The organism is Streptomyces sp. NPDC002130, from assembly GCF_040296465.1.
In the GTDB taxonomy this organism is placed as follows: domain Bacteria; phylum Actinomycetota; class Actinomycetes; order Streptomycetales; family Streptomycetaceae; genus Streptomyces.
On sequence record NZ_JBEOXI010001204.1, the window covers coordinates 1 to 1,078 of the forward strand.

Below are 1,078 nucleotides of genomic sequence, written 5' to 3' on the forward strand. Positions count from 1 at the left end.
GCCTAGGAGGACTTGAACCTCCGACCTCTTCATTATCAGTAAAGCGCTCTAACCACCTGAGCTATAGGCCCCTGAACCGATTCCAAAGATTACCCCACCGGGCCGCTGACACCAAAACGGGCCCGGCGGAGCAATGTTTTCGCAGGTCAGTCGCGGTCGGCGAGAGTTACCTCTACGCCGCCAACCAGGTCGCTGCAGAGGTTGTAGATGAACGATCCGATCGTGACGAGCGCCGTGAAAAGCACCATGTTTGCGATACCGATCAGCGCGGCGTAGCCGAACACCTGGCCGGCCGTCACCAGACCGTCCGAGCCGCCGTCGGCAACGATGTCGGTGAACGCGTTGTTCAGGCGATCCCAGACACCCATACCATCGAGAACGACGTAGAGCAGTCCGACGGCCACCATCCACACGAAGAACAGCGACACCGAGATCACGGAGGTGATCTTGAGCGTGGACCACGGGTCGATACGACGGATCTGGACCGTTGCGCGCAGCGGCGCACCGTCGACGACCGAAGCCGGTCCGGCGTGAGTTTTCTCACCCTTCACCGCAGCAGGCAACGGATGCTTGGCCTCGGAGAGGTCAGGCATGTCCTTCGGCAGATCCTTGCGATCGATGTGCCGGGTGGGCCCGTCGATCGCTGCGGCTTTTGCTTTCGGATTTGCAGCCCTCGGATCTGCGCCCGCGGGTGCAACTGCCTTGGCTGCGACGGTCGGTGCGTTGCTCTTGGCTGCTGCCGCGCCGGCGACGCCACCGGTAGCTGCGGCAGCCGCCGTTCCCGTCACGACGGGACGTGCCGGCTGCGCACCGGCGGGTCGGCCCGATTGCGGCTGTCCCTTCGGTGCGGGAGATTTAGCCTGGCCACCCTGCGCCGGACCGGCCGCGGCAGGACGCTGCGGACCCGTAGGCGGCTTACCCCCGGCCGGAGCTGCCGGTCGACCCGCAGGGGCACCAGCGCCGGCAGGGCGCGTGATGTTGGTCTGCGGCTGACTTTGCGGAGCGGCCCTGACGGACCCCGAGGCCACAGCCAGGGAACTGCGCCGTCTGCGCGAGGAACTCGAAGAACCCGAACCTC

1 protein-coding gene is annotated in these 1,078 nt (G+C 65.7%); it reads right to left on the reverse strand.

The window, feature by feature from the left end; genetic code table 11:
• Positions 1 to 146 precede the first annotated feature (146 nt).
• Positions 147 to 788 (reverse strand): DUF3566 domain-containing protein, encoded by a 642-nt coding sequence (locus ABT116_RS49650; protein ID WP_351648318.1) that lies wholly within the window; start codon positions 786 to 788, stop codon positions 147 to 149.
• Positions 789 to 1,078: the final 290 nt, after the last annotated feature.